Raw genomic sequence first — 22549 nt, 5'->3', positions numbered from 1 at the left:
TATCTAATCCGCGCAGCCAAAGAATTAATAAATTTAAGTTTTATTAATTTTAATAAAGCTATTCTATTTTTCGAATTTCACGTTGTAAGCGCTTTAATATACGCTTTTCAAGCCTAGATATATAAGATTGAGAAATACCTAAAATATCTGCAACTTCTTTTTGAGTTTTTTCTATTCCCTCAGTATTTAAACCAAATCTAAGTTGTATAATTGTTTTTTCACGAGGATTTAGTTTATGCATTGCTTTCCAAAGTAAACTTTTTTCTACTTCTCCTTCAATTTTTTTATAAATCATATCCCCTTCAGTACCTAATACATCAGATAGTAACAATTCATTTCCATCCCAATCAACATTTAATGGCTCATCTAGCGATACTTCTCCTCTATTTTTTAAATTTCTTCTAAGATACATTAGTATTTCATTTTCAATACAACGTGATGCATAAGTAGCTAGTTTTATATTTTTTTGAGGTTGAAAAGTATTAACAGCTTTTATTAGTCCAATAGTTCCAATAGAAACTAAATCTTCTATATTTATACCCGTATTCTCAAATTTTTTAGAAATATATACTACCAATCTAAGGTTATGTTCAATTAATGTTGCTTTTACATCTGAATTTCCTTTTTCAAGTTTTGATATTAAACTTGTTTCTTCATCTTCTTTAAGAGGGGGTGGTAAAACTTCTGTAGATCCAATGTAATGGATTAAATTGGGATGCTTTTTTTTCACATAAAATTTTAATAAAATCAGTTTCCAACTAGACAATTTTTCCAACAGATTCATAATGAATCCCCCTTTAGTTTTGTACTATTTCAGAAGGTATTAACATTTGATATTGCCCTTCAGCACATAAAATATCTTTATAGATACCAACTACTACATTTTTATGAACTAAATCCATATCACCAGTTTCAACTAATATTTCATCAGCCCTAACACCAACTAAAAGACCATGTTTTTTCCCAATAGAGGTAAAAGGAATTAGTCTTATTCTACTAGCCCATGATGTATCAGCCAAAGCTTCTAACATATCAGTTTCATTATTTGACTTTTCTAAAACGTTAATAAAATCATCAGGAAGACACCCCTTTATTAATCTGTATTCAGCAACTACAACTGGTTTGTTAGTTATTGGATCCCGCAAACCATTACCTGTATCTAGAAAACCCTCACCATTACATATTAGATCACCAAATTTAAGCTTTACATTAAAACGTAATAAGTTAGGAATAACTTTTTTCACAAAATACTTTTCTCCAGCTATGCCTATTGTAATAGCACATAAAATTCCACCTAATAGCCATAAATAGGAGTATGTTGCTGCTTGCGTGTTAGTATGAAAAAGATAAGATATACCTATAGTTGCTCCAGCTACTGTAAAATTTATTGCATAAAAATACAGGAATGCTTTTTTAAACTCTTCCCAACCTTTAGGCCACAGTGCCAGAATGATTAACAAGCATGAGAATATTATTTTTAAAGGTAGTGTATACCACTGGCTCATATCCGGTAAAAGATATCCAACTGCATATAATCCCCCAATTATGGAAGCTATAATAAGTCGTTTATATACAATTTTTATTCCAGCCAGTTTAGCAGTTGCCCATAGTATACAAAAATCCATAACAAAGTTTATTATAAATGTAAGGTCAGCATATATTTTTTGATCCGGCAAAATTATCACCAAACTCTCAAAAACTTAGGCAAATACCGCCACTTAATCTTTATGATAATAAATACTTCTTATGTATTCCAAATTATACCAAAACCAGAACTTATAATTTGTCTTTAAAAGTATAAAAAAAACATTTATTTAAATGATGATTCTGCGTAAAAAACGTAATTTAAGCATAAAAATTAAAAAACAGACGTACTTCGTGAATAATATTCACAAAAAAAAACTGGGTATTTATACCCAGTTTTTCTTGTGAATACTATGTTTTATTTTCTTCTTAGAAATGGAGGTATTTCTAAATCACTTTTATCTACAAAGCTTGGAGGAGAATCTAAGCCTTTACTTTTAGTTGGAAGATCATGTTGTTTATCATTTTCCGAATTAAACCCAGTGGCTATTACCGTTACTCTAACTTCATCATTTAAGTTTTCATCTATATTAGCTCCAAATATAATATTAGCTTCTATATCTGCGGCTTGATGTATTATTTCTGCAGCTTCATTAATCTCAAATAAAGTCAGATCATTACCACCACTTATGTTAAATAGAACTCCTTGTGCTCCTTCTATAGATGTTTCTAGAAGAGGGCTAGATATAGCCATCCTTGCAGCTTCTGCTGCTCTATTTTCTCCATTGGCTTTTCCTATACCCATTAATGCTGAGCCAGTACTTTGCATTACTGTTTGTACATCTGCAAAATCACAATTTATAACCCCTGGTATAGCTATAAGATCTGATATTCCTTGAACACCTTGTCGCAGTATATCATCTGCTATTCTAAATGCATCATTGAATGCTGTATGTTTATCGACTACTTGTAATAATCTGTCATTTGGTATAGTAATTAAACTATCAACTTCTGTACGTAGTTCTTGTGTACCTTTTTCAGCTTGAAGGTTTCTCTTCCTCCCCTCAAACGTAAATGGCTTAGTTACAACACCAACTGTTAAAGCCCCTAATTCTCTAGCAATACTTGCAATAACTGGAGCTCCACCAGTTCCAGTTCCTCCACCCATACCAGCAGTAACAAATACCATATCTGCACCTTGTATTGATTTTTTAATTTCTTCTATACTTTCTTCTGCTGCATTTTTTCCAACGTCAGGATCAGCCCCTGCTCCCAAACCTTTAGTTAGTTTCTCACCAACTTGTATTTTTTTCTCTGCTTTTGATAGGAATAATGCCTGTGAATCAGTATTAATAGCAATAAATTCCACACCTTTTAAACCTGCTTCTATCATTCTATTAACGGCATTACTGCCCCCACCACCTACTCCAACAACTTTAATATCAGCGAACTGTTGCATTTCTACATCAAAGTCTAATGGCATTTAAATACCTCCTTAGCTTGCTATCTAAATAGATCTTTAAACCAGTAAATAATTTTATCAAGTAAACTCTCCTGGCTATAATTCAACTCTACTTCTGAACCTAATTGGTTAACTTTATAATTTAATGCTCCTAGCACTACAGCATTCTGTGGTTTATTAAAATCAGTAGGAACTCCTCTAATATTTTCGGGAATACCTAACCGTACTGGCAACTCAAGAAGTTCTTCTAAAACTTCTACTATACCTGTTAGTTGGGCTCCTCCACCAGATAAGACTATTCCACCAGGAAGTTTATCTATAACCCCTGCTACTTGAAGTTCTTCATAAATTAATTGTGCTAATTCTTCAATTCTAGCATAAATAATTTCTGCAACCATATACTGATTAACTTGTTTAACATCACTACCTTGTAAATTATGTATATCTATAAGTACATCTGTTTTGGCCAATTCAGTAGAGGCTACACCATAGCGTTCTTTCACCCTATTGGCTTCTTCAATTGATGTTCTAAGAATTATTGCAATATCTTTTGTTACAAACTCACCACCAACAGGCAAAACGGTAGTTGTTGACATACTTCCTTGCTCAAAAACAGTTACATTTGTAGTTCCTCCACCAATATCTACAATCACAACACCCATTTCTTTTTCTGTAGGTGTAAGTACAGATTCTGCTGTTAATAAGGGAGTATATACTAAGTTATCAATATCTAAATTAATTCTATTGATACTTCTTTGTAGGTTTTGTATAGCAGCAGTAGTTGCAATTATTATAACTACTTCAACTTCTAACCTACTCCCTACCATTCCGACTGGATCTTTTACTCCATCATAACCATCAACTATATACTGCCTTTCTATGGTTTGTACAATTGTTTTATCTGGTGGCAATGCCATATTTCGAGCTGATTGAAGCACTCTTTCTTTATCATCTTTTGTTATTTCATAAGTTGGATTGCCAACAGCAACTACTGCATGATTATTTAGTGCATAAACACTTGCACCTGAAAACCCTATTATTGCTTTATCAATAGGTGTACCTGTCAGTCTTTCTAAATCATTTAGACATGTATCAATAGATTTAGCGGTGCTTTCTATATCAACTATATTACCTTTTCTTAGACCTAATGAAGGCACTTGTGAAATCCCTAATATGCTAACATCTTTTGCTTGACCAACTTCACCAAGGGTAGCTTTAATCGAACTAGTACCTACATCTAAACTAACAATAATATTTCGCCTGTTAATATCAACGCACCCCTTAAAAAATATACTACTTTAAAATACCACAAACGTATTTATATACCTTTTTTATATCTTTAAAATATTTAGTATTTTTTAATTAGATATCGACGTATTATCCCTAAATTTTGGAATATCCTTACACCAAATACAATCACTGCTGCTAAGTACAATTCAACCCCTAGACGGTCTCCTAAATATGCTATAGCAGCTGCTAAAAGAGTATTTGTAATAAAACCAGTAATAAATACTGTATTATCAAATGTTTCTTCTATATAAGCTCTAATACCTCCAAAAACCGAATCTAATGCAGCAAGGACAGCAATTGACATATATTTTGCATAAAAATCTGGTAAAAATAAAGGTAGTTGAAAACCAATAAAAATACCTAATATTAAACAAAAAAGTACTAATAACCACATTTGCTTAATTCGCCGCCTTTTCATTAGATTGTAGAGGTTGTGCATAATTAAATCTCATACTACCTGCATAAGCAGGTATCTCTAATCTCTCATGTTTTTCTATATCCGTTTCAATTCCATATATTTTAAGAGATTCTAAGATTCCACCTCGCATAGCAAGTCCACTTTCTAGCATATCGGGTTCACCAACAGCTTTAATTTCAAAAGGTGGTGCAATTTTAGTCCAGTTAACAAGAATGGTTGTACCTGCACATCGTATTTCAGACATAGAAGTTACACGTTCATCATTTACTGCAATAGCTTCTGCACCTGAAGCCTTAAGTTCATTTATAACTTTTAGAATATCTTCATCGTGAACTAATAAATTATTTGGATCTTCTCCAGGATAAAGTTCCCTATCACTATCGTCTAAGGTAACAATTACACCTGGTCCTTCAACAGCTATTAGTCCCGCATACATGCTAGCTACCTGTAGTTCACTTTGTAAATCAGCCATAGCTTGATCATGTTCTCTTACATTATTTAACTTTTCTCTTAAAGACACAACTTCTTGAGCTAGTACATCCCTTTCTTCAGTTAATGTAACTAACTTTAACGTTATGTCCCCTGTTCTAGCAGTTCTTATATTATTAGGATTTTCCTCTGTAGCTCTAAATTGAATAGCTAACATTATACCTAATACTAAACAAACAATAGCTATAGAAATTTGTGCACTTTTACTATTCATAAATATTCACCTCTGGCATTTGGGTTGTACTAGTGGATGATCCTAGTAAAGTACTAACTATAGGTTGTCCTTTAAACCTTAAATCTACATATTTTAATACATCTCTACCCTCTTCATTTAGCTGCTGTTCAAATAATAAAATATTATTAAAAAATTTTACTTTTTCTTCAAACCTTTCTTTATCCCCAAATCTAATTTCTGTACCATTCAAAGTAAAAATTGTTAATGAATCTTCCTTATTATGATAATGAAATTGGGATATATGTCTTTTTTCATCCGAACTCAACTGTTCTATTAATGGAGATATCATTCTAACAACGTCTTTATTAACAACTTGTCCTAAGGTTATACGTTCAGGTACTTTATCCATTGTAATAATGAGATAGTTATTTATTTTAGCACTTGAGGCTCTATCTAATAATACTCCTTCATTATCTATAAATAATAAGTTTCCATTGGCGGGAACAACAGCCCATACTTTTCTTTCATGGATATCAATTTCAATACTCCTAGGAATTCTTCTATTTATATTAGCTTTTTTTATCATTGGATGTATTTCGACTGATCTGGAAGTTAGCTCTTTATTAACCCTAAAAATATTTATACCTTTCTCTAAACTTGACAAAGAAATAACTTCTTCAGGGGGAACTGTTTCATCTCCACTAACGTAAATTTTATCAACTTTGAAAAAAGAACTATGTAGAAAAAGATAGACAGATACTAAAACAATAAAAAACATAATAGAAAAGCTAAAGACTAAACGCAAAGAGCTTTTCATGAAAATTCACCCTATCCCCTATTTATTGCACTTACTGTAAAGATTATAACAGATATATGTAACAAAATCATTACAATTAATTTACAGCAAAAATAAAAAAAGGCTGATGTTAACCATCAACCTTTTGAGTACTTGTTATTTTGGCACCTAGTGTTGTTAATTTTTCTAGTATGTTTTCATAACCTCTATTAATATGCTCTATTCCAGTAACGACTGTTTCATCTATAGCAGATAACCCTGCTAGAACTAAAGCAGCTCCAGCTCTTAAATCAGAAGCTTCAACACGTGCACCCTCTAATTTATCACTACCTTTTATTATTGCTACCCTACCTTCAATCTTTATATCTGCACCCATTCTGCACAACTCTTGAACATGCATAAATCGATTTTCAAAAATAGTTTCTACTACTAAACTTGTGCCATTTATTGTTGAGAGAAATGACATAAATTGTGGCTGCATATCTGTTGGAAACCCAGGATAAGGCATTGTTTTTATATCTGATGGTTTATATCTTTTGCGATTACCTACTATTCTTAAGCCACCATTAGCTACTGATACCATTACTCCTATTTCACTTAGCTTAGAGATTACTGGATGAATATGTTCTACAACTACATTTTCAAGCCACACATCTCCACTTGTTATAGCCGATGCTATCATAAAGGTACCTGCTTCAATTCTATCCGGAATAACAGTATGCTCAACCCTACCTAGTCTTTCCACACCTTTTATCCTTATAGCATCTAACCCTGCTCCTTTTATATTAGCACCCATTCTATTTAAAAAGTTTTGTAAATCTACTACTTCAGGTTCTCGTGCTGCATTCCTTATTATGGTTGTTCCTGGTGTCAAAGCAGCTGCCATCATTATATTTTCAGTAGCACCCACACTAGGAAAATCTAACATTATTTCATTTCCTTTAATATCTTGGGCTTTTCCTTTCATATAACCATACTCTTCAGTAATAACATACCCTAGCTTCTCAAAACCTTTTACATGTAGATCCATGGGCCTTGAGCCAATAGCACATCCTCCAGGATATGCTACTTGTGCATTCTTAAGTCGTCCTAATAGCGCCCCCATAACCAAGTTAGATGCTCGCATTTTTCTAGATATTTTTTCAGGTAATTCTGATGAATTTATATTTTTGCTATTAATTATAAGGACATCTTTTTCTTTAGTAACTTTAGCTCCTAACTCCTGTAAAGCTAAAGCCATAACCCTTACATCTTCAAGATCAGGAACATTTTTTATTATCACTTCTTCTGAAGACATAATGCTTGCAGCCATTATAGGCAAAGTTGAATTTTTAGAACCACTAATTCTAATCTGACCTTTTAATGGTGTACCTCCCCAAATATTAAATTGTTCCAATTTAACACCCCCGCTGGATTATGAACGAAGGACACTTAGACCTTCTAATTTCTCTAATAGTTTTATCCCTAAGCCCCATATATCTCCAGCACCCATGGTAATAACTAAATCATTGGGTTGTAAATATTTGAGTAAATATGTCTCTATATCATTAACTTTAGGGATATACAGTGCGTTGTAACCAGCCTTAACTGCTGATCTCCAAACTACTTCTCCATTAACATCTGGTATAGGTTCTTCTCCAGCTGAGTACACATCGCTAATAATTGCCAAATCTGCATTAAAAAATGCTTCACCTAACTCCTCTCCTAACAAGTTGGTTCGTGAATATCTGTGGGGTTGAAAAACTACAACAACTCTGCCATTATGAAATTCTTTAGCTGCTTTTATTGTAACTGCTATCTCTGTTGGATGATGAGCATAATCATCAACAATTGTTATATTTTGAGCAACTCCAATTATCTCAAATCTTCTTTTAGCACCTTTAAATTTAATTAATGCACTTTGTATGTGTTCAAAGGATATACCTAACTCATTTGCTACCGCAGTAACTGCTAGAGCATTTAAAGCATTGTGCTTTCCAGGTATAGACAATTGCAAAGTACCTAAGTAAGTTTTTTTATTAAACACTTCAAACTTTGAACCAGGACCTACAATTCTCCAGTTTTTTAAATAATAATCGTAATCTTCATTCTCACCATAAATAATAGTTTGTGGAGTAATTTTATCTTTTAAATAGTTTAAATGTGGATCATCGCCGAATAATAAAGCAAAACCATTTGGGTTTACCCTATCTAAAAATTGTTTAAATGCATCTAATAATTTGTCAAAAGATTTATAATAATCTAAGTGATCATCTTCAATATTTGTTACTATTGCAATATGAGGATTTAAATCTAAAAAGGAAGCATCACTCTCATCTGCTTCTACTATGAAATAATCACCTTCACCTAATCTAGCATTTACATTACTACCTTGTATTTCTCCACCTATAATAAAACTTGGATCAATTTTAGCTTCAGAACAAACCATAGACATCATAGAGGTAGTTGTTGTTTTGCCATGAGCCCCAGCAACAGCTATTCCTTTATATTGGTTAACTATATTAGCTAACATCTCCCCTCTTTTTAATACAGGTATGTTTCTATCAACTGCTTTTTTAACTTCTGGATTGTCATGAGGGATTGCCGTAGAAATAACTAGCATATCTACTTCCTGTTTAACATTTGATGAATCGTGTCCTTTATAGGTTTTTATACCTAATTCTTTTAATTTTTCAGTTGTATCATTACACTGTAAATCTGAACCACTGACTTTTATTCCTTGTTCAGATAAGACCTTGGCTATTCCACACATTCCAGCTCCAGCAATTCCAACCATATGAATCAATTGCCATGTTTTAGTTGTCACTCCCTCATCACCTTCTAACATAATAAATTCTGTTTTAATACATTTATAGTATGCAAAATTAATAAAAGTGGTTACATTTCAATAAGGCTTGTCTTACTTTAGCTTTAAAAAAAGCTAAACTTAGACTATGGAATTCAGCTGAGCAGACATGTTTATCACGCTCATCGGTCTTTACCTCCATTTTAGCTTAGCACTTATTATCTAAGTTTATTTTTTTATTTTACTTAGCCGTGATCATTCACCACGCCTTGCTACTTAAGGACTTAGATAAACATGTTTGCTCAGCCTTATGTTTTTTGTAGTTACTTTTTGCAGCAGAATCAATATTATCATTTTAAGATAATATCTACAATTTCTTTTAATGCATTAGGTTTTGCTTCTGTTAAAATATTTTTCTTCATTTGTTCTAGTTTATTCTTATTATTTCTAATTTCTTCTATCTTTTTATATAGAGTATCCCCATCTAAAAACTCATCAATAACCATTTCTGCAGCATTTTTTTCTACTAATGCCCGAGCATTTTTTTCTTGATGGTTTTCTGCTGCATATGGATATGGAACTAATATAGCTGGTAATCCTATAACAGCTAATTCGCTCAAAGTACTTGCTCCCGCACGACATACAACTAAATCAGATGCAGCAAATGCGTCTTCTATATTATGCATATAAGGCCTTATATCAATTTTTGAAATAGTATTTTTTGTATCCATAGTTTGCTTCAAGTTATTTATGACTGTATCATAATTTTCCTCACCAGTTATCCACAAAATTTGCATGTTTTCGTTTTTATACTTTTCATTTATATATAACATTGACTGGTTAATAGACATAGCACCACGACTTCCACCAAAAGCTAATAAAGTGAATTTATTAGCTAAATCTAATTTTTTACGAGCTTTATGAATATCAGCTTTTAATATTTCTTTGCGTACCGGTAATCCAGTTACAATCAACTGTTTGGCCTTTAAATAACTAGCTGCCTCCTCAAAGGTAAGCAGAGTATAATCAACTCGTGAAGCAAGGTTCCGATTAGCTAATCCAGGTATAGCATTTTGTTCATGTATAACTGTTTTATTAGCAAAAAAAGTACCGGCTAATACAACTGGATAAGATACATAACCGCCAGTACCAATTACAATTTCCGGTTTAAATTTATTTATGATTTTTTTTGCCTGCCAAAAACTAACAGGAACCTTTAGTAATGATTTTCCAGCCTTCATTAAGGATGTTCTATCAATGCCAGTTATATTAATAGTTTTTAAGTCATATCCTGCTTCCGGAATAATTTTATTTTCTAAGCCCTGTTCTGTACCTACAAATAATATTTCAGCTGTAGGAATCCTCTCTTTTATCTCATTTGCAATTGCAATTGCAGGATATATATGACCCCCCGTACCTCCTCCAGTAATTATTAACCTCATTTTTAATACACCTCACCTATATGTACTATAACGTGATACATTTAAAATAAGACCTACCCCTATCATGGTAAACAACAATGATGTTCCTCCATAACTTAAAAAGGGTAAGGTAATTCCAGTAACAGGTAAAAACCCAGATACAACACCTATGTTAATAGCAGCTTGTAAAGTTATCATAATGGTAATACCTCCAGCAAGCAAACTGCCGAAGTTATCAGGAGCATTAATCGCTATTTTAAATCCTCTCCAAGCAAATAGTAAAAATAGTGCTATAATTAGTGCTGCTCCTATAAAACCTAATTCTTCTCCAAGAATAGCATAAATAAAATCGGTGTGCTGCTCAGGTAGGTAAAAAAACTTTTGTCTACTCATCCCTAGACCCATACCAAATAACCCTCCTGAACCAAGGGCATACAATGATTGAACTGTTTGAAAACCTTCATCACTAGCATATTTCCATGGGTCTACAAATGCAATAATTCTTTCCATTCTATAAGGCGCAACCGCAATTGCAGCACCAACCGCAGCTAAGCCTGAAGCAGCAAGTAAACTAAGGTGGGAAAATTTTGCTCCAGCAATCATAAGCATAAAAAAGGTTGTTCCAGCGATGGCTACTGATGTTCCCAAATCGGGTTGAGCCATAATGAGACCACATACCCCAGCTAAAACAACAAGATATGGTAAAACACCAATTTTAAAAGACTGCATATTGTCTAAGTTCATTGTAAGACTTTTTGCTAAAAACATAACCATTCCTAACTTTGCCAATTCTGAAGGTGTAAAGCTAAATGGTCCTACTCCCAACCATCTACTAGCTCCTTTTGATTCAATACCAACAGGTGTAATTACTAATATAAGGCAAACAACAGAAATAATCATTAATGGAATAGCAAAATCTTTTAATCTCATATAATTAATTTTCATTATTACAATCATTGCTATAACGCCAACAGTTGCCCAAGCAAGCTGTCTTTTAAAAAAGAAATAGGCATCATCATATCGTATACTAGCAGTAACTGCACTAGAACTAAAAACCATTATAAGACCTATTCCTATTAATAAAAGAGTAGTCATAAAAAGAATAAAATCGGGTGGTCCTTTTTTTACCCTCACTCAGTGATTCCTCCTCAAAGTAGAGAAATGTTTTGTATAAAATTAGTATTTAACACTTCAACAGAGTTTAATTGTTGTCGTAATTTGCTAAATAGATTTATCTAATTTTTTATCATTAATAAGTTTATTTACTATTTGACAAAACAAGTTTCCACGCTCTTCATAACTTTTAAACATATCCCAACTTGCACAAGCAGGTGATAACAATACTACATCTCCTTTGTCTGCTTGATTTTTTGAGATTTCTACTGCATCATAAAAATCATCTGTTTCATATATATTCGTAAATCCAATATCAATTACTGCTCTTTTTAGTGAATCTTTAGCTTCTCCTATTAACACTAAACACTTTACTTTGTTAGCAACTAATTCTGCTAACCCAGAAAAGTCAGCTCCTTTAGCTCTTCCTCCTGCAATTAAAATTACAGGTTGTTTAAATGACTCTATAGCCTTAATAGTAGACTCCGGATTAGTTGCTTTTGAGTCATTAATGTATAAAACATCATTATCTATAGCTACTTTTTCTAGTCTATGACTTACTCCATCAAACGTGGTCAATGCCTTATGTATAACTTCTTTATTTAAACCTGCAACTAATCCCATTGCTACAGCACACAAAGCATTCTCTAAATTATGTTTTCCAAGTAATTTAACATCATCTACATTACATATTTCTATATATTTATTAAATAAGTTAGATATTATAGTATCATTTTCAATAAATACCCCTTCATTTAGAACTCTGTTCGTTGAAAACAAAACTGCTTTTCCATTAGTTATTTTTTTAAACTCTTTAACGGTTTCATCCTCATAATTTAATATCGTATAATTCGAAGAATTTTGGTTTTTAAAAATTTTTGCTTTTGCGTCTATATAATTTTGCATAGTTTTATGACGATCTAGATGATCGGGAGTAATATTAAGAATTCCACATATATGGGGTTGAAACTGTTCTATGCTCTCAAGTTGAAAACTAGATACTTCAACAGAAATAATACCTTTTTCAAAAGTATCTACAAGCTTAACCAGAGGCACTCCTATATTACCACCTGCTACTGAGTTATCACCATTTATTTCAAACATATTTTGTAATAAAGCAGTTGTTGTTGTTTTTCCATTAGTACCAGTTACAGCATACATTTGAACTTCAGGAGATTTTAAGAGGTATGCAAGCTCAACCTCACCAATAACTTTTATACCTTCGTTTATAGCATTTTGTACCGGTTCTATATCTAAAGGCACTCCAGGACTTACTACCATAACATCATATTGCTCTTTGGTTATTTCAGGATATCCACCTACAAATATTTCAATATTTAAAAATTTTAATTCAGATATAACATTAGTTAACTGTTCTTTATCTCTAATATCACAAGCTGTAATATTAGCTCCCCTTTTATGTAATGTATAAATAGCAGCTAAACCGCTTCTAGCAAGTCCTAATACTAATATATTTTTATTATCAAAATTCAATATTTCACACTTCCTCTAGCCAATATTTCTAAATCCTAGAATACCAATTGCAGCAAAGACAAATGAAATAATCCAGAAAACAATAACAACTTTTTTTTCATGCCAACCCTTTAATTCAAAATGATGATGAATTGGACTCATTAAAAAAACTCTTTTACCTGTTAATTGATAAAACCCAACTTGTATTATTACACTTAAAGCTTCAATAACATATATTCCACCAATAATTACAAGAAAAAGTTCCGCTTTAGTCATAGCAGCAATTGCTGCTATTGCTCCTCCTAATGCCATTGATCCAGTATCTCCCATAAAAACTTTGGCTGGATGTTTATTATACACCAAAAAGCCTAGGCATCCACCAAATAATGCCCCGGCAAATATTAGGAGTTCAAAATTAGATGTCATTATACATACTAGTGCAAATGCAATGCTAACAAATACTGTAGTCCCAGCTGCCAATCCATCAAGCCCATCAGTTAAGTTCACTGCATTAGAAGTACCCAAGAGAACAAGTATTACAAAAGGAATATAAAGATAACCTAATTCAATATTATAACCTGTAAATGGTACAATAATATCAGTACCTCTATCTATATAAAAAATAAGTATTATTGCAAATAATAATCCTATCAATAATTGAAGAATAAGTTTCTCCCGCGCTCTTAAGCCTAAAGATCTCTTTAGTACAACTTTAATATAGTCATCCCAAAAACCTATAGCTCCAAAAGCTAACATAATAAATAATGCTAGTAATACTTGAATATTAGTTGGTGCAACAACAAAACTAGCTACCATAACAGAGGATAAAATTATTATTCCTCCCATTGTAGGTGTTCCTGCTTTTTCGAAATGACTCTCCGGTCCTTCTTCTCTAATATTTTGCCCAACTTTAAGTCTAGTTAAAAATGGTATCATTATCGGACCCAATATAATGGATATGATTAAAGCTATACTAGCAGCTAATAGTGAATTTAATATATAGACCTCCATGAAAAGGTACCTCCACATTTACTAAGTGTATATTTGAAAATTTATATTATTTATTGGTTAAAAAATCCTTTAAATCTTTTATTATGGTTTCTAATCCCATTCCTCTTGAAGCCTTAAATAATATATAATCGCCTACTTTAATGTTAGTTTTTAACCAATTAAATGCTTCTTCTTTATTTGAAAAACAATTTATATTTTCATTATTCATTTTATTACTTGCTGCACCCTCGGCAATATATTTAGCATTTTTGCCAATAGCTACAAGTTCGTCTATTGAATTAGATACAACTGCTTCACCCACTTTGATGTGACCAGTTTTTTCCATGTGCCCTAATTCATACATATCACCTAATACAGCAATTCTCCTGTTTTTACCACCGATATTTTTCAGTGTTTCTATTGCAGCTATCATGGATAATGGATTTGCATTATAGGTATCATCCATTATAGTTACACCATTTTGTTGTGTTGTATGTAGCCTTCCATGTGTAGTTTTATACTTTGATAAAACTTCTTTTATATTATTAATATCTACCCCTAAAAGATAAGCTAATCCTGTTGAAGCCGCTATATTATATGCTAGTTTTTCAGTTGGTATTGGAAAAAATAAATTAGTAATAAAATCTATTATTCTTAACCTAATATATAAACCATTTTCATTAGTCTCAACATTTACAATTTGTATATCGTTATTTTCCTTATAACCAAATGTATATTTTGTACATTTATATTCTTGTGCAGTTTTTACTAATATATCTATATCACCATTAATTAAAGCATAACCGTCTAACCCTATATTTTCTAATAATTCGCATTTTGCACTAGCAATGTTTTTAAAACTACCCATAGGTTCTAAGTGAACTGGTTCAACATTTGTAATAATAGCATAATTTGGGTTTAATATGTCTGAAAGATTTTTTATTTCTCCTTTTGCTCTCATTGCTAACTCAAAAACAGCAACTTTATGATGACTTTCTAAATCTAAAATACTTAAAGGCAATCCAATCTCATTATTAAAGTTTCCTTTGGTTTTTAAAGTACTGTACTCAGTATTAAAAAAATCAGCCAGTAGTTCTTTAGTAGTTGTCTTTCCAACACTACCGGTAATAGCAATAAAATTTGTATTGCTAAATGTTTTTCTATATCCTGTTGCTAAATCTTGTAATGCTTGTAACGTATCCTCTACTAAAATTATTGTTTTATCATCTATAAATTTGGTCGAAATATCTATTTTTTTACTTATTACAGCACCATTAGCTCCATTTTCTAATGCTATATTAACAAAGTCATGTCCATCAAATTTATCTCCAGCTAATGCAAAAAATAAAGTTTGAGATACAATATTTCGTGAATCAGTAGATACCCCAGAATATTCTAAATTAGCATTTCCTCTTATTAACTTAGGGTTTATAGAATCATTAATTAATTGTAATCCGAATTTCATTTACTCTTATCCTTTCAAAAAATTCTCAGCAATTTTTTTATCATCAAAATCAATTACTTTATCCTTAATTTCTTGATATGTTTCGTGTCCTTTTCCCGCAATAATAATTATATCTCCTTTTTTTCCTAAGTTGATAGCATGTCTAATAGCTTCTTTTCGATCAACAATAACTGCATAGCGTGAATTAGCAACTTCATTTAAACCTGGTAAAATATCTTCAATAATTGCCTTTGGTTCTTCACTCCTTGGATTATCTGATGTAACAATACAAAAATCACTATATATAGCAGCAATTTTCCCCATTAATGGCCTCTTAGTTCTATCTCTGTCTCCTCCACACCCAAACACTGTTATTATTCTATTGTCAACAATTTCTTTTGCAGTTTTTAAAATGTTTTTTAAACCATCAGGACTATGTGCATAATCAATAACTACTGAAAAATCTTGTCCACAATCAACTTTTTCAAATCTTCCCGCAACACCTTCAACTTTTTCTAAAGATTTTTTAATTGTATTAATATCTATTCCTTCATTTAACGCAAACGCAATTGCAGCTAAAGCATTATATACACTAAAAAGTCCTATTAATTTGATATTTATTTTAAAACTTTCATTGCGATAATTTACCGTAAAACTACTTCCTTCAAGACCTATATTTAAATCAGTTGCTTTTACGTCCGCCTTTTCATTAACCCCATAAGTTACACAATTACTAGCTATGTTTATAAAATCCTGTGAATAAGTATCATCTATATTAATAATGCTATACTTGCCCTCTTTATTCATTTTCCTAAATAACTTTAATTTAGCTTCTTTATATTCATCCATATTATCATGATAGTCTAAATGATCTTGGCTTAAATTAGTATAAATAGCAACATTAAAATCAATTTGATCTACTCTTGCTAAATCAAGTGCATGGGAAGAAACCTCCATAACCACATACTCACCATTTTCATCACGGGTTAAACTAATAAATTGTTCTAACTCTAATGATTCGGGAGTAGTATGATTTAACTTATATTCTATGTCACCTATTTGAGCATTAAGAGTACCAATGATACCAACATTTTTATTGCTTTCTTCTAATATATTCTTTACTAGATGTGCGGTTGTAGTTTTTCCATTAGTACCTGTAACCCCTATAACCTTCAGTTGTTCCGAAGGTTTGTGATAATAGTTTGAAACTATTATAGGCATTGATTTGCGAGTATTATTTGTGATAATAAACGCACAGTCTTGTGGAGCATTAATTTCTTTTTCTGCTAAAATTGCAGAAGCACCATTTTTTATGGCTTGGTCAATATAAAGATGCCCATCAGTTTTAAAACCAGGTATACATATAAATAAGTAACCTGGTTTTACTTTCCTAGAATCATAAGCAATACCTGCAATTTCTTCTGTTAAATTACCTTTATAGCTTTTTAAGTCAACACCATTTAATAATCTATTTAATATCATTACCCCTTCCTCCTATCATAATTAAAGTAGGTAAATCATTCATCAACGGGTTGAAATTTTACTTTTATAGTCGATCCCCTAGTTATTACTTTCCCGGGGTTTGGAGACTGATCATATGTAAGACCATAGCCCTCAGGAACAAGGTGTAACCCCAAATCAGAAAGTATTTTTGCAACCTCTTTCATTGATTTCCCTTGTAAATCAGGAACTGTGACTTCTCCACTTTCATTATCCTTCTCAAATGGAGATAAATGTATTATTACTTGCGATTGACTAGTTATTTGTGTATTAGGATTAGGAGTTTGTTGCCATACAATATTGCCAGTACCCTTTACTTTTACTTCTAAGCCACGTGATTGAATTATATTTGAAGCCTCTGCTAGTGGTAAATTCACCACATCTGGTACAATCACTTTTTGTTCTTTTTCATTATCTATTTCACTTTCTTTAGCTTGAATTGGCACCTCTAAGTATCTGAGTGAATCATGCATAATTTCTCTGAAAACAGGGGCTGCTACCCATCCTCCATAGTATGGATATCCCTGCGGAGCATCTACAACTACTATACAAGCTAATTTAGGATCATTTGCTGGAGCAAAACCTATAAAAGAAGCAACATACTCATTAGCAAGATATCCACCACCGGGTGCTATCTTTTGTGCTGTACCAGTTTTTCCAGCTACTCTATATCCATCTATATAAGCATTTCTTCCTGTTCCATTAGCCACTACTCCTTCTAATATCAATGATAGCTCTTTAGAAGTTTCTTCCGATATAATATTCCTTACTACATTAGGTTCATGTTCCCTTAATATATTACCATCAGCATCAATTGCTTTTTTTAAAATTTTTGGTTCAATTAATTGACCTCCATTAGCTATTGCTGCCATAGCCCTGATTAATTGTAACGGTGTAACTGCATTTGCTTGCCCCATGGACATAGTAGCTAAATCAATTTGTTTAGCTCTGCTTTGTGGCACTAATATTCCTGTTGCTTCTCCCGGAAGATCAATATCGGTTGTTTTTCCAAAACCAAAAGCATTAAGATATTTAAAATATTTTTCTAAGCCTAAATCTAATCCTATATTTACAAATCCAACATTACATGAATTTTCTACAACTTCTGCAAATGTTTGCGTACCATGAGCTTTATGATTGGCACAGCTAATTGTTTCACTTCCTACTTTAACACTGCCTTTACATACAAATTTAGAATCAGAACCTACAACACTTTCTTCTAATACCATTGCTGATGTGGTAATTTTCATAGTAGATCCCGGTTCATATGAATCATTAATAGCATAATTCCTTCTATTGCTATCTGGATAGTCACTATAATTATTAGGATCAAACGTAGGACGTGAAGCCATAGAAAGAATTTCTCCTGATTGAACATCCATTACTATAGCTGTAGCAGCCTTAGCATTTTTCTCTCTAAATACTTTATCAAGTTCTCGCTCTGTAATATATTGTATTGTTTCATCTAATGTTAAAACTAAGTTTGCACCATTAATAGGCGGAATATATCTATGCGTAGCCTCAGGAATGGGCCTATTTGCTGCATCGTGCTCTATTACTATTCTACCTTTAGTCCCACCTACCAAATCATTATAAACAAAATCTACCCCTTCCAAACCAGTATTATCAGCACCTGATATCCCTAAGACATGACTAGCAAGTGTACCTTTGGGATAAAATCTCCTACTTTCCTCAGTTAAACCAATTCCAGGAAGGTTTAGCTCTCTCAATTCTTGAGCCTGTTCCACATCTATTTTTCGCTTCACCCACTCAAATGAGCTATGTTTAGTAATGCGTTCATAAACCTTTTCTTCTTCTAAACTTAAAACTGCAGCTACTTGCCTAGCTATATCTTTTTGCTGTTCTGAATACCTAACCTCTGCAGGAATAGCATAAACCGAATCTGCACTTATTGATAAAGCTAGTTCATTACCACTTCTATCATATATTATTCCTCTTTTCGATTCTACAGGTACATCACGCATTCTGTTTTGTATAGCCATTTCAGATAATTCTGCACCACGTACAAACTGTACCCAAAAAATCCTTCCGGTTAAGATAACAAAGCCTATTGAAAACAAGAAAAAAAGCGCTGCAATACGCTTTCTCACAAGCAGATTGGTGGTCTGCATTAATCTACACCTCTTTAAATTTAATTATTTTGAGCTAAGAATGACAATGAGTTTATTATCCTATCCAATGGCTTTTCTTTATCAGCCGTTACTTTTACCTCACTGTCTATTTCAGCTACATTAATAGTATGCTGAGTTTTAGGTATAGCCATTTCTGAACTAAATCCTGCTCTAACCATTCCCATATCTTGCATAGCTATTTTTTCTATTCTTTCTAAAGAACTTTTTTCAGATATAGCAAAACTCATTCTATTATTGGCAGTCTCGATACGATGTACTTCATTTTCCAATTCAACTACTTGATAACCTAAAGTAGAACTTTTTATACAAAGAAATACTAATAGCAAAGCATATAAAAAAGCTAAACAACCAATTTTTATAATAAATTTTCTTTCAGGATTAACTACTTTATATGTACGTTTTATTTTCTTTACTTTATTGCGTTTTTTTGTTTCATCATCGTAATTTGGCAACCTAGAATAATCGTATCCTGCCTGTAACATTACTATTCTTCCTCCCTTACCTTTAGAACTAAATTTTGCTGGCCACTCGAAGTTTAGCACTTCTAGCCCGAGAATTTTCTTCACATTCTTTTTCATCAGGTACTATCGGTTTTCTTGTAATAATTTTTAACCTTGGTTTTTGTTCACATTTACATATAGGAAAATCGGGTGGACATATACATTCTATTGACTCTTCCTTAAAGAATTTTTTTACTAATCTATCTTCTAACGAATGAAAAGTAATTACACACAATCTTCCACCCGGCTTAAGATAGTTAATTGCTTGAGGAAGAGTATCTTTCAAAGCATCTAATTCAGCATTAACTGCAATTCTTAGAGCTTGAAATGTCCTTCGTGCCGGATGCTTATCATGCCTATATTTTGCGGGAACTGCTGATCTTATAATATCTACTAATTCAAGTGTTGTATTTATTAGTTGTTCCTTTCTTTTATTAACAATTGCCCTTGCGATTTTACGAGCATATCTTTCTTCACCATACTCAAATATAATTTTACTTATATCTTGTTCTTCAAAGTTGTTAATTATATCCCAAGCTGTTAATTCTTGGGTTCTATTCATTCGCATATCTAGTCTAGCGTTTTCATGATAGCTAAATCCTCTATCTGCTTCATCAAGTTGAAAGGAAGAAACACCTAGGTCCATCATAATTCCATTAATTTGGCATAAATATTCATTTCCTAAGATTCGGTCTAGATACCTAAAATCTGAGTGTATGTATTCTACATTAGAAAAGCTTATATTCTTTTTTGTTTTATTTATAATATCTAAATCTTTATCTATTGCTATAATTTTTCCAGAAGGTTTTAGCATTTTAGCCATTTGATTTAAATGCCCTCCACCACCCAATGTGCAATCTACATAAATGCCTTGTGGATCAGTAACTAAGTAAGAAATGGTCTCATCTAGCAATACTGGTTTATGCAAAACATTCACTCCTATATACCTAAATCTTCTAAGCTCTCAGCAATATCTTCATAAGAAGATTGTGCTTCACTATTATAGTCTTCCCATTTATCAGCTGACCAAATCTCAACCCTTGATCCTACACCTATAATTACTAGTTCTTTTTGAATACCAGCATATTCCCTTAAATTTGGAGGCAATACAGTTCTTCCCTGTTTATCAACTTCTAGCTCTGAAGCACCAGAAAAGAAAAAGCGCGCAAAGGATCTAACATCAGATCTTGTAACAGGTAAAGACCTAAGTTTTTCCTCAATCACCTTCCATTCATCCATTGGATATAAAAAAATACAGTTATCAAGTCCCTTTGTTGCTACGAATTTAACTCCTAACCCTTCTCTAAACTTAGATGGAACAGTAATTCTATTTTTCACATCCAATGAATGCTGATATTCACCCAAGAACATATGTTCTTCCCCTTAACTATTAATTCGAGGTATTTTACCCCACTTCTCTCCACTATACACCACTTTATTCTACCAAGAAAAAAAAAACCCTTCTTTATGAAGGGAATAAAAAACAAAAATATATTTCATTTTTTTACATATTGTTACTTATTTAAACACCGAAAGTCCAAGCTTTCGGGCAATAATTTGCTTCAAGGTCCCAAAAAATTGCTTGCAAAAATGATGATAATATCCTATTCAAAGTATAGTCTTAAGGTCCTAATGTTAAGGGTATATCATGGGGGCTGTTCCCCCTGATATATTATACCTAATATACTCTAATCGAGTTGCTATAAATCCATGGGCGATATCCTAGTAAATGCTTGTGATAGCATTCTACTCGGTATGTCCCCGGTGTTATATTATTATATATATGCTTTTTGCCTTTGCTGACATGCACAATTTCGCCATCTTTCAAGATATTGACTTTCGCTTTATAAGGGGTTTTAACTGTTATATACATGTTTTTTTCATATTTTGCTTTTTCCCCCATATACCATGTTTTTTCTAACGCATTTAATTTAAAACGAAATCCACTACTATTTTTAAAGTAATCATAGCTAATCCATGACGAACCATTTTTAAGTGCTTCATATATTAATAATTTATCTTCAGCTAAATTACGCCTTAGTTTTTTGGTAGTCAGTATATGTGTATTAATACATTTAAAACTAAATTCGTAATCTGAAATGGTTAGTTTTACTGGTCCTATTTTAACAGTTGTTCCATGAGCATCTGACCCTCCATATAAGCAAACTTCGCTCCCTTTTTTTTGGAACTCATCATATATTTTCATTATTTCTTTATAAGGTCCCTTTAAGGCTGCATGAGGGTAAAAATATAAGTATATTGCTTTAAATATATTGTTTATGCCATCACGCCATTGGGATAAATAATTCCACACCTCAATACCTTGAAAATTGTTTACATTCCAGTCTTTCCATTCATATGTTTTGTTATTTTCATATAAATGGGAACCTTTCTCAATTGGGTGTGCTATTATTCCAATACCTTTTTGTGCATTAACTTCATCAATTACTTTTTGAGGTTTATCTACATTGTTTGGGATTACTTTATCTATATTAAGTGCTAGGTAATGATTAGCTGTATCATTGCATTCCATACCTACTAATACTAAAACATGATTCACATATCCTTCTTGATTGTTTTTTAGTCCATCTAAGTTGAAATGATCTGTTATAACTATAAAATCTAGGCTAGCATTATTTGCAGCTTTAGCTATTTCTTTTATTGTGCCTTCTCCATCACTATACTTAGAATGTATATGGATATTTCCTTGATATTCAAACATAGTATTCTCCTCTTATTTTTATCTTGTTATTATAATATTTTTTGATGAAATTCGTTATGCTAAAAATAAGCCAAATAAAATTCTAATCTATTATCAATAATAATATAACAAACTATTTATCTATATATTGTTAAATATTAGGTTAACACCTTAAATTACCCCTACATTTTAATATATTTCTATTATGCTTTTTATATTTATTAAAAACTTATTATTTCTTCGTATTTTTTACTAATAAAAGGAATCATAATATTAAAAAACGAAATTTTATTAAGAATACAAATATATTTTAAA

20 protein-coding genes are annotated in these 22549 nt (G+C 32.0%); all 20 read right to left on the bottom strand.

What is annotated here, in order from left to right; all coding sequences use genetic code 11:
• Window positions 1–58 precede the first annotated feature (58 nt).
• A complete protein-coding gene (gene sigE, locus SYNTR_RS02675; RefSeq protein WP_156203070.1) occupies window positions 59–784 on the bottom strand; it encodes an RNA polymerase sporulation sigma factor SigE in 726 nt (241 codons plus the stop codon).
• Window positions 785–797: 13 nt separating this feature from the next.
• Window positions 798–1685, bottom strand: a complete 888-nt coding sequence (spoIIGA, locus tag SYNTR_RS02670; protein ID WP_156203069.1) for a sigma-E processing peptidase SpoIIGA — start codon at window positions 1683–1685, stop codon at window positions 798–800.
• Window positions 1686–1942: 257 nt separating this feature from the next.
• A complete protein-coding gene (gene ftsZ / locus SYNTR_RS02665; RefSeq protein ID WP_156203068.1) occupies window positions 1943–3007 on the bottom strand; it encodes a cell division protein FtsZ in 1065 nt (354 codons plus the stop codon).
• A 20-nt stretch (window positions 3008–3027) separates the two neighbouring features.
• Window positions 3028–4236 (bottom strand): cell division protein FtsA, encoded by a 1209-nt coding sequence (gene ftsA / locus SYNTR_RS02660; protein ID WP_279285962.1) that lies wholly within the window; start codon window positions 4234–4236, stop codon window positions 3028–3030.
• A 98-nt stretch (window positions 4237–4334) separates the two neighbouring features.
• Window positions 4335–4670, bottom strand: coding sequence for a small basic family protein (locus tag SYNTR_RS02655; protein ID WP_156203066.1), 336 nt, complete (start codon window positions 4668–4670; stop codon window positions 4335–4337).
• Between the two features lie 4 nt (window positions 4671–4674).
• Window positions 4675–5397 carry a DUF881 domain-containing protein gene (locus SYNTR_RS02650; protein WP_156203065.1) on the bottom strand — a complete coding sequence of 241 codons (723 nt, stop codon included), beginning with the start codon at window positions 5395–5397 and terminating at the stop codon, window positions 4675–4677.
• Window positions 5390–6175 (bottom strand): cell division protein FtsQ/DivIB, encoded by a 786-nt coding sequence (locus SYNTR_RS02645; RefSeq protein WP_156203064.1) that lies wholly within the window; start codon window positions 6173–6175, stop codon window positions 5390–5392. Before SYNTR_RS02645 ends, SYNTR_RS02650 begins: the two co-directional genes overlap by 8 nt.
• A 109-nt stretch (window positions 6176–6284) precedes the next feature.
• Window positions 6285–7550 (bottom strand): UDP-N-acetylglucosamine 1-carboxyvinyltransferase, encoded by a 1266-nt coding sequence (gene murA / locus SYNTR_RS02640; RefSeq protein WP_156203063.1) that lies wholly within the window; start codon window positions 7548–7550, stop codon window positions 6285–6287.
• A gap of 18 nt (window positions 7551–7568) precedes the next feature.
• Window positions 7569–8960, bottom strand: a complete 1392-nt coding sequence (murC, locus tag SYNTR_RS02635; protein ID WP_243140224.1) for a UDP-N-acetylmuramate--L-alanine ligase — start codon at window positions 8958–8960, stop codon at window positions 7569–7571.
• 329 nt (window positions 8961–9289) lie between these two features.
• A complete protein-coding gene (murG, locus tag SYNTR_RS02630; RefSeq protein WP_156203061.1) occupies window positions 9290–10381 on the bottom strand; it encodes an undecaprenyldiphospho-muramoylpentapeptide beta-N-acetylglucosaminyltransferase in 1092 nt (363 codons plus the stop codon).
• 12 nt (window positions 10382–10393) lie between these two features.
• Window positions 10394–11494 carry a stage V sporulation protein E gene (gene spoVE / locus SYNTR_RS02625; RefSeq protein WP_156203060.1) on the bottom strand — a complete coding sequence of 367 codons (1101 nt, stop codon included), beginning with the start codon at window positions 11492–11494 and terminating at the stop codon, window positions 10394–10396.
• 87 nt (window positions 11495–11581) lie between these two features.
• The gene (murD, locus tag SYNTR_RS02620; protein WP_156203059.1) at window positions 11582–12967 is read right to left on the bottom strand and encodes a UDP-N-acetylmuramoyl-L-alanine--D-glutamate ligase; all 1386 of its coding nucleotides are present in this window, start codon (window positions 12965–12967) and stop codon (window positions 11582–11584) included.
• Window positions 12968–12982: 15 nt separating this feature from the next.
• Window positions 12983–13957 carry a phospho-N-acetylmuramoyl-pentapeptide-transferase gene (gene mraY, locus SYNTR_RS02615; RefSeq protein ID WP_156203058.1) on the bottom strand — a complete coding sequence of 325 codons (975 nt, stop codon included), beginning with the start codon at window positions 13955–13957 and terminating at the stop codon, window positions 12983–12985.
• Window positions 13958–14003: 46 nt separating this feature from the next.
• Window positions 14004–15401, bottom strand: coding sequence for a UDP-N-acetylmuramoyl-tripeptide--D-alanyl-D-alanine ligase (locus SYNTR_RS02610; protein ID WP_156203057.1), 1398 nt, complete (start codon window positions 15399–15401; stop codon window positions 14004–14006).
• Between the two features lie 6 nt (window positions 15402–15407).
• Window positions 15408–16862: a UDP-N-acetylmuramoyl-L-alanyl-D-glutamate--2,6-diaminopimelate ligase gene (locus SYNTR_RS02605; protein WP_156203056.1), complete on the bottom strand. Its 1455-nt coding sequence runs from the start codon at window positions 16860–16862 to the stop codon at window positions 15408–15410.
• A gap of 35 nt (window positions 16863–16897) precedes the next feature.
• Window positions 16898–19012, bottom strand: coding sequence for a stage V sporulation protein D (locus SYNTR_RS02600; RefSeq protein ID WP_156203055.1), 2115 nt, complete (start codon window positions 19010–19012; stop codon window positions 16898–16900).
• Between the two features lie 20 nt (window positions 19013–19032).
• Window positions 19033–19515 (bottom strand): FtsB/FtsL family cell division protein, encoded by a 483-nt coding sequence (locus SYNTR_RS02595; protein ID WP_156203054.1) that lies wholly within the window; start codon window positions 19513–19515, stop codon window positions 19033–19035.
• 28 nt (window positions 19516–19543) lie between these two features.
• The gene (rsmH, locus tag SYNTR_RS02590) at window positions 19544–20470 is read right to left on the bottom strand and encodes a 16S rRNA (cytosine(1402)-N(4))-methyltransferase RsmH (RefSeq protein WP_156203053.1); all 927 of its coding nucleotides are present in this window, start codon (window positions 20468–20470) and stop codon (window positions 19544–19546) included.
• A 2-nt stretch (window positions 20471–20472) separates the two neighbouring features.
• The gene (gene mraZ, locus SYNTR_RS02585; protein ID WP_156203052.1) at window positions 20473–20904 is read right to left on the bottom strand and encodes a division/cell wall cluster transcriptional repressor MraZ; all 432 of its coding nucleotides are present in this window, start codon (window positions 20902–20904) and stop codon (window positions 20473–20475) included.
• A 307-nt stretch (window positions 20905–21211) separates the two neighbouring features.
• A complete protein-coding gene (locus tag SYNTR_RS02580; protein WP_156203051.1) occupies window positions 21212–22255 on the bottom strand; it encodes a PHP domain-containing protein in 1044 nt (347 codons plus the stop codon).
• Window positions 22256–22549 lie beyond the last annotated feature (294 nt).

The organism is Candidatus Syntrophocurvum alkaliphilum (assembly GCF_009734445.1).
In the GTDB taxonomy this organism is placed as follows: domain Bacteria; phylum Bacillota; class Syntrophomonadia; order Syntrophomonadales; family Syntrophomonadaceae; genus Syntrophocurvum; species Syntrophocurvum alkaliphilum.
The sequence above is the reverse complement of the archived record's forward strand: the minus strand, read 5'-3'. Positions and strand labels throughout refer to the sequence as shown.

Excerpts from the sequence above, each read along its gene's own strand:
- SYNTR_RS02645 (WP_156203064.1), bottom strand. The coding sequence starts at position 6,175 with ATGAAAAGCTCTTTGCGTTTAGTCTTTAGCTTTTCTATTATGTTTTTT.
- mraY (WP_156203058.1), bottom strand. The coding sequence starts at position 13,957 with ATGGAGGTCTATATATTAAATTCACTATTAGCTGCTAGTATAGCTTTA.
- SYNTR_RS02580 (WP_156203051.1), bottom strand. The coding sequence starts at position 22,255 with ATGTTTGAATATCAAGGAAATATCCATATACATTCTAAGTATAGTGAT.
- sigE (WP_156203070.1), bottom strand. The coding sequence starts at position 784 with ATGAATCTGTTGGAAAAATTGTCTAGTTGGAAACTGATTTTATTAAAA.
- SYNTR_RS02605 (WP_156203056.1), bottom strand. The coding sequence starts at position 16,862 with ATGATATTAAATAGATTATTAAATGGTGTTGACTTAAAAAGCTATAAA.
- mraZ (WP_156203052.1), bottom strand. The coding sequence starts at position 20,904 with ATGTTCTTGGGTGAATATCAGCATTCATTGGATGTGAAAAATAGAATT.
- ftsZ (WP_156203068.1), bottom strand. The coding sequence starts at position 3,007 with ATGCCATTAGACTTTGATGTAGAAATGCAACAGTTCGCTGATATTAAA.
- murG (WP_156203061.1), bottom strand. The coding sequence starts at position 10,381 with ATGAGGTTAATAATTACTGGAGGAGGTACGGGGGGTCATATATATCCT.
- SYNTR_RS02600 (WP_156203055.1), bottom strand. The coding sequence starts at position 19,012 with ATGCAGACCACCAATCTGCTTGTGAGAAAGCGTATTGCAGCGCTTTTT.
- SYNTR_RS02650 (WP_156203065.1), bottom strand. The coding sequence starts at position 5,397 with ATGAATAGTAAAAGTGCACAAATTTCTATAGCTATTGTTTGTTTAGTA.
- SYNTR_RS02655 (WP_156203066.1), bottom strand. The coding sequence starts at position 4,670 with ATGTGGTTATTAGTACTTTTTTGTTTAATATTAGGTATTTTTATTGGT.
- SYNTR_RS02610 (WP_156203057.1), bottom strand. The coding sequence starts at position 15,401 with ATGAAATTCGGATTACAATTAATTAATGATTCTATAAACCCTAAGTTA.
- SYNTR_RS02595 (WP_156203054.1), bottom strand. The coding sequence starts at position 19,515 with ATGTTACAGGCAGGATACGATTATTCTAGGTTGCCAAATTACGATGAT.